General features: G+C 76.1%; 7 protein-coding genes. 1 reads left to right on the top strand and 6 read right to left on the bottom strand.

The genetic code is table 11. The features are described from left to right. Positions 1-23: 23 nt before the first annotated feature. A complete protein-coding gene (locus ACFV4N_RS17525) occupies positions 24-362 on the bottom strand; it encodes a DUF6292 family protein (RefSeq protein WP_499673574.1) in 339 nt (112 codons plus the stop codon). A gap of 100 nt (positions 363-462) precedes the next feature. Continuing rightward, entirely contained in the window at positions 463-2,052 is a 1,590-nt protein-coding gene (locus tag ACFV4N_RS17520) for a tannase/feruloyl esterase family alpha/beta hydrolase (protein ID WP_499673575.1), read from the bottom strand. A gap of 159 nt (positions 2,053-2,211) precedes the next feature. On the opposite strand from ACFV4N_RS17520, the gene ACFV4N_RS17515 reads away from it, so the two are divergent. After that, complete coding sequence (locus tag ACFV4N_RS17515; RefSeq protein WP_499673573.1) at positions 2,212-2,901, top strand: HNH endonuclease family protein; 690 nt, start codon at positions 2,212-2,214, stop codon at positions 2,899-2,901. Between the two features lie 75 nt (positions 2,902-2,976). Here the strand turns inward: ACFV4N_RS17515 and ACFV4N_RS17510 are convergent, their stop codons facing one another. From ACFV4N_RS17510 to ACFV4N_RS17495, 4 genes are all read right to left on the bottom strand, one after another. After that, positions 2,977-3,507, bottom strand: coding sequence for a hypothetical protein (locus ACFV4N_RS17510; protein WP_499673572.1), 531 nt, complete (start codon positions 3,505-3,507; stop codon positions 2,977-2,979). Between the two features lie 68 nt (positions 3,508-3,575). After that, complete coding sequence (locus tag ACFV4N_RS17505; RefSeq protein ID WP_499673571.1) at positions 3,576-4,424, bottom strand: NAD(P)-dependent oxidoreductase; 849 nt, start codon at positions 4,422-4,424, stop codon at positions 3,576-3,578. A 74-nt stretch (positions 4,425-4,498) separates the two neighbouring features. Continuing rightward, the gene (locus ACFV4N_RS17500) at positions 4,499-5,992 is read right to left on the bottom strand and encodes an amidase (protein ID WP_499673570.1); all 1,494 of its coding nucleotides are present in this window, start codon (positions 5,990-5,992) and stop codon (positions 4,499-4,501) included. 50 nt (positions 5,993-6,042) lie between these two features. Further along, the gene (locus ACFV4N_RS17495; RefSeq protein WP_499673569.1) at positions 6,043-6,207 is read right to left on the bottom strand and encodes a hypothetical protein; all 165 of its coding nucleotides are present in this window, start codon (positions 6,205-6,207) and stop codon (positions 6,043-6,045) included. Positions 6,208-6,215 lie beyond the last annotated feature (8 nt).

Genomic DNA, 6,215 nt, shown 5'->3' with positions numbered 1-6,215 from the left:
GTCCTCGGCCGCCGGGCCGTTCGCTAGCTCGCCGCCAGCATCCCGTCGTCGACGACCAGGTCCAGGCCGTCCACCCACCGCGCCACCGCGGCGGGCTCCGGCCGCACCGGGCCGCGCAGCCTGGCCAGCACGAACGGCGGCTCCGAGCTGTCGCTCTCCACCGCGACCGCCCAGCCGCGCTCCGCGTCCCACAGCAGGGCCACGTCGCGGTCGGGGAAGCCCGGCAGCCTGCCGTCCAGGGCGAGGTAGGCGGTGTCCTCCTGCACGTAGGAGGACTCCCCGGTGAGCCCGAGCGCACGGGTCACCCGCAAGACGTATGCCCGCAGAGCACGGATCGCGTTCTCGTCGAACTCCCAGTCCATCGCGCACCCCCGAACCACCGGTGGATCGCGCCGTCCGCACGGCGCGGTCCGGGATAGCCCGATCGAGTGGGTGCGAAACATCCGTGTCTCGTTTCACACCTCACGGCGCGGCGACCGGGCCCGGGACGTGGTGGAGGTAGGTCCCGAGCCAGTCGACCGCGTCGGAGGTCGGCTCGCGCGGCTTGGCGGGCACGAAGTTCGCCGCGTCGTCCACGCTGCCCGTGCCGTCGTAGCGGGCGGTCAGCGGGTACGGGAACACCGGGCGGGTCCGGGGGCGACCCTCGCCGTCGTGGCCGGTGGCGACGACCCGGTCCGGCGCGACGCCGCGCTCCACCCAGTCGACCAGCTCGCGCAGCGGGTCGAACGCGGTCAGGGTGTCGCCGCCGCCGCAGTGGTGCAGGCCCGGCACCAGGAACAGCCGGGCCCACCGCTCGGCGCCGGGACCGGCGTGGCGCTTGAGCCGTTCGTAGTAGTCGATGAGGCCGCGCGGCGGTATGCCCGGGTCGTTCCAGCCGTGCCAGAGGATCAGCTTGCCGCCCGCCCGCCGGAACCGGTCGAGGTCCAGGGCCATGGCGCCGCCGCGCGCGCCCTCGACGCCGAGCCGGGCGAACTCGCCCGCGGTGAACCGGAAGTCGGCCAGGGACGAGTGCGGCGCGCCGATCGGGTAGCCGAGGTGCCGGAGGTAGTTGTCCGCGAGCAGGGACGCCGGCGAGGCGCCGCCGAACTCGGGCAGGGGCATGAGCCAGCCGAGCCACGCCGCCTCGGAGCCGCGTTCGTGCCCGGCCGGGTAGAGGCGGCGGCCGTGCGCGTCGGTGGGCCCCCGGTAGACCTCGCGCACCACGTCCACCTGGGCGTCGGTCAGGCACGTCGGCGCGGCGTCGCCGGGGCAGCGCAGCTCGGCCGGGTCGAAGTGGCAGCGGCGCGGGTCCTCCAACTGGCCGTCCACCAGGCCGTCGAGGCCGTCGCAGCGGTCCAGCACGGCGTCGTGCAGGGCCGTCAGCCCGGCGGCGGTGAGCACCGGCAGGCCGTCCGCGCCGGTGTTGGCCCGCGCCAGCCACGCCTGGTGGACCACGAGCGGCGCCTGGTAGTTGGCCGGCGCGCCCGCGATGACGCCGTCGAAGTCGTGGGGGTACCGCTGGGCCAGCAGCAGCCCTTCCCGGCCGCCGTTGGAGCAGCCCGCGAAGTAGGAGCGGCGGGGCGGCGCGCCGTGGAACTCGGCGATGACCCGCTTGGCGGCCAACGACACCACGTGCGGCGCGCGGAACGCGAGGTCGTCGCGGGCGGCCCGGTCGTGGCGCGCCCAGGCGCCGTCGAGCGTGGGCACGGGGCCGCCGCCCACGTGCCCGTCGTCGGTGGTGGCCACGGCCATGCCGCCGGCGCGCGGCCCGCAGTCCGGGATCGCGGGCGGCGGCAGCACGCCGCAGAACCCGCCGCAGCCGTACTGGAGGTAGCGGCCGTCGTAGGTGGTGGTCGGCAGCTTCACGTGGAAGCGCACGGCCGGCTCGACGTGCCCCAGCACCGAGCAGTGCTCGGGCTCCGCGCCCGCCGGCACCAGCTCGGCGCTCGTGACGTGCGCGCGGGCGCCCGGCAGCGCGTAGTCGCCCACCAGTCCCGCGCAGCCCTCCGGCGCGGCCCGCGCCGGCACCGGCGTCAGCGACGCCAGCACCGCGAACACCACTGCCCAGCGGATCACCGCGTCCCCCCTTCCCCGTTCGATCATCGCGCCGCCGGGCCCCCGGGGTAACCGCCGAGCGCGGGCACCGCTTGCTCCTCGCGGGCCGGCGGCGTTTTCCGCGGCACGGCCACGGGTAAGGGGTGCTCATCCGACTACCGATCGCGGAGGGCACCCATGTTCCGGTGGACCACGGCCGCGCTGGCCGCGCTGCTGTTGACGGTGACCGGCTGCGACGCGGTGGGCGGCCTGCCGGACGTCGCGCCCGGCGGCGCCGGCGTGGACCGGGTGCCGCACGGCACGGTGGACGCGCCGACCGCGCGGGACCTGCTGGCGGGCCTGCCGGTGGCCGAGCCCGGCCGGATGGAGGGCTACGCCCGCGACTGCGACGACGGCGCCGGGTGCGTGTTCGGGCGGCCGTGGGTCGACACCGACGGCGACGGGTGCGACCAGCGCAGCCAGGTGCTGGCCCGCGACCTGACCGACGTGCGGCGCAAGAAGGAGGGCCGGTGCGCGGTCGAGTCCGGGACGCTGCTCGACCCGTACACCGGGGAGACCGTGACCGGCGTGTCGAAGGTCCAGATCGACCACGTGGTGCCGCTGGCGGAGATGTGGCGCAGCGGCGCGGCCGGGTGGCCGCAGGAGCGGCGCGTGGCGGCGGCCAACGACCTGCGCAACCTGATCGCCGTGACCGGGCGGGTGAACCAGGCGAAGGGCGACCAGAGGCCCGACGAGTGGATGCCGCCGAACGAGGCGTACGCGTGCCAGTACGGCCGGGTCTACGTGGGGGTCAAGGCGGAGTACGGGCTGACGGTGACGACGGCCGAGCGCGCCGCGCTGGAGCGGGCCTTGAGCACCTGCGGGTAGGGCGTGCGGGTCAGGGGCGCTTGGGTCAGGGGCGCTTGGGTCAGGGGCGCGTGGGTCAAGGGGCGGGGCGCGGGGTCAGGGGCGCGGGGTCCGCACGGCGATCGCGGCCACGTCGTCCAGGTACCCGGCGGTGAACCCGCCCTCCACCGCCTCCGTCTCGGCCACCACGACGGTCGTGCCGTCGAGGGTGTCCGAGTCGTAGTGGTGGGCGGTGAACGGGACGTCCGGCATCAGCAGCAGGGAGCCGGGCAGCGGCGCGATGTCGCCCGTGCCGTGGATGTCCTCGACCCGCTTGAACTCGCGCGCCGCCTCGGGGTCGCCGAACTCGACCCACGCGACCGAGACCACGATGGTGCCACCCCGGTCGTCGGTGAGGGTGAACAGGGCGCGGTCGAGCCCGACGCAGGGCGTGGCCGTGAGCAACTCCCGGACCTGCCCGAACGAGTGCGGCGCGCACTCGGTGTCCGAGCGCTCGGCCCGGTCCACCACGCGCAACCCGGAGTCGCGCCAGAGCTCGTCCGGGTCCGCGGGCGCGGCGAGACCGCCCGCCCCGGCCGCGACGGCGCCCGCCAGCACGGCCGCCGTGACCACACCACCGGTTCCCACCGCGTCGCCTCCTCCTGCTCCTCTCCCCCGCAGGTACCCGGTCGGGCGGCGATTCCCACCACCGCGGGTCAGCTGCCGAACGCCCGCACCACGGCCGCCATGTCGGCGGGCGCGCCGTCGTCGGCGGACCGGTAGTGGTCGAGCAGGACGCGCATGAGCCGGTCGTCGGTGCCCGCGGTGTTCATGGCGTCCGCGATCAGGGAGCTGTCCTTGGCCGCGCCGTCGACGCCGAAGGAGGGCGTGAAGTCGCCGTCGATCATGGCGCGGCCCTTGGCCTGGGCGTAGGCGCTGTCCACCGGGCCGCCCGCGATGGTGTCCAGGAAGGCCGACGGGTCGAGCCCCAGGCCGCGCGCCAGGGCCACCGACTGGGCGGTGGCGGCGGTGATCGACAGGACCCACGCGTTGGCGACGAGCTTGAGCCGCTGGCCGTCGCCGGGTCGTTCGCCCGCCCACACGGTGCGGGCGGCGATGGCCCCGAACACCGGCTCGACCCCGGCGCGCAGCTCCGGCGGCGCGGCGGCGAGCACGGTCAGCTTGCCCAGCTCGGCCGGTTGGCGGGTGCCGAGCACGGGCGCGTCCACGAAGCCGACGCCGTGCCGGTCGGCGAGGCGGGCCAGGCGCTCGCCGCCGTCGAGGCCGACGGTCGCGCACTGCACCCAGGTGGCGCCCTCCCGGAGCGACGGCAGCGCGGCGGCCATCACCTCGGCGGTCGCGTCGGCGTCGAAGAGCATGGTCAGGACGACGTCGGCGCGCTCGACCGCGGCGGCCGGGTCCTCGGCGACCCGCGCGCCGGCCTCGGCGAGCGGGCGGGCCTTGTCCGCGTTGCGGTTCCACACGACCACGTCCAGGCCGGCGCGCAGCAGGCTTCGCGCCATGCCGGCGCCCATCAGACCGGTTCCCAGCAGTGCCACGAGCATGGGGACAAGATCCCACCGGTGCGGCGGCGGCGCACCAGGAGGGGTGGTGAACCGCCCTCCTGGTGCGCCGGGGGTCACGGCAGCGTGGGCAGGTAGGTCGGGGCGCGTCGCGCCCGGGTCGCCCGTTCGAAGGCCGCCGCGACGCGGAGGACCTCCGCGTCCTCGCCGTGGCCCGCCATGAACGACACGCCGATCGGCAGGGGGCCCGCGAAGCCCGCGGGGACCGTGGCGTTCGGGTAGCCCGAGACGGCCGCGGGCGTGGAGGAGCCCAGCTCGTAGGCGTCGCCGTTGGCGTGGTCGGTCTTCCAGGCGGGGCCGTTGGTGGGCGCCATGATCACGTGCAGGCGGTGGGCGGCCAGCACCTCGTCGATGGACCGGCGCGCCAGCTCCGTCGCGGTGCGCCGCTGCTCGCGGTAGGTCGGGTCGGTGATCGGCGGCGCCTGCTCGGCCTGGAGGAACAGCTCCTGGCCGAACCTGCTCAGCTCGACCGGGTCGGCCTCGTTGAACGCGATCAGCTCGCGCAGCGTCTTCGGCACGCCCGGCCGGCCCTCCAGGTACTCCTCCAGGTCGTGCTTGAACTCGGTGATCAGCGCCGGGAACTCGGCGGCGTCGATCCGGTCCTGGTAGGGCAGCTCCACCTCGACGACCACGGCGCCCTGCCGCCGCAGCGCGTCCACCGCCGACCGCACGACCCGGTCCACCTCGGCGTTGGTCCCGGCCTTGCGCCACACGCCGACCCGGGCGCCGCGCAGGGCGCCGGGCGTGAGCGCGCGGGCGTAGTCCGCGCCGCGGCCCTCCAGCACCGACATCAGGATGGCGGCGTCCACGACGTGCCGGGCCATGGGGCCCGCGGTGTCCTGCCGCGCGGAGATCGGCACGATGCCGTCGCCGCTGACCTTGCCCAGGGTCGGCTTGAGGCCGACGACGCCGTTCTGGCCCGCCGGGCACACGATCGAACCGTCGGTCTCGGTGCCGACCGCGACCTGCGCCAGCGACGCCGCCACGGCCGCGCCCGAGCCGGACGACGAGCCGCACGGGTTGCGGTCCAGCACGTGCGGGGTGTTGGTCTGGCCGCCGACGCCCGACCAGCCGGACGTGGAGCGCGTGGAGCGGAAGTTCGCCCACTCGGACAGGTTCGTCTTGCCCAGCACCACGGCGCCGGCCGCGCGCAGGCGCCGGACCAGCTCGGCGTCGTCGCGCGGCGGCACGCGCAGCGCCCGCGAGCCGGCCGTGCTGCCCGTGCGGGTGTCGATGTTGTCCTTGAGCAGCACGGGGATGCCGTCCAGCGGCCCGCGCGCCTGCCCGCGGGCGCGCCGCCGGTCGCTCTCGGTCGCCTCGCGCAGCGCGTCCGGGTTCACCGCGACCACCGACCGGACCCGCCGGTCCACGGTGTCGACGCGCCGCAGGTAGGCGCGGGTCAGCTCGACCGCGGTGAGCGCGCCCGCGTCCATCCGGCGGACGAGCTGCGGGATCGTGGCCGCGTCCAGGTCGAGGGCCGGGCGCTGGTCGGCGAGGGCGGGCGGTGCGGCGACGAGCACGCACAGCAGCGCCGCGAGCAGGGATCTCATGCGGTCCAGCCCAGACCCGCTCACCCACCCGGTCAACCCGCCGAAGGTCGCTACTCCGGGATCTCCGGCGGCGTCCCGGCGAGGCGGGCGTGCAGGCGCTCGCGGATCTCCTCGGGCGTGTAGGCGCGGCGCTTGCGCTCCGCGCGGGCGATCACCACCCCGGTCGCCGCGACACCCGCGACACCGGCCAGGCCGAGCAGCTTCCACCACCGCATCTGCCTAG

It is taken from the genome of Actinosynnema sp. NPDC059797 (genome assembly GCF_042732085.1).
In the GTDB taxonomy this organism is placed as follows: Bacteria; Actinomycetota; Actinomycetes; order Mycobacteriales; family Pseudonocardiaceae; genus Actinosynnema.
The sequence above is the reverse complement of the archived record's forward strand: the minus strand, read 5'-3'. Positions and strand labels throughout refer to the sequence as shown.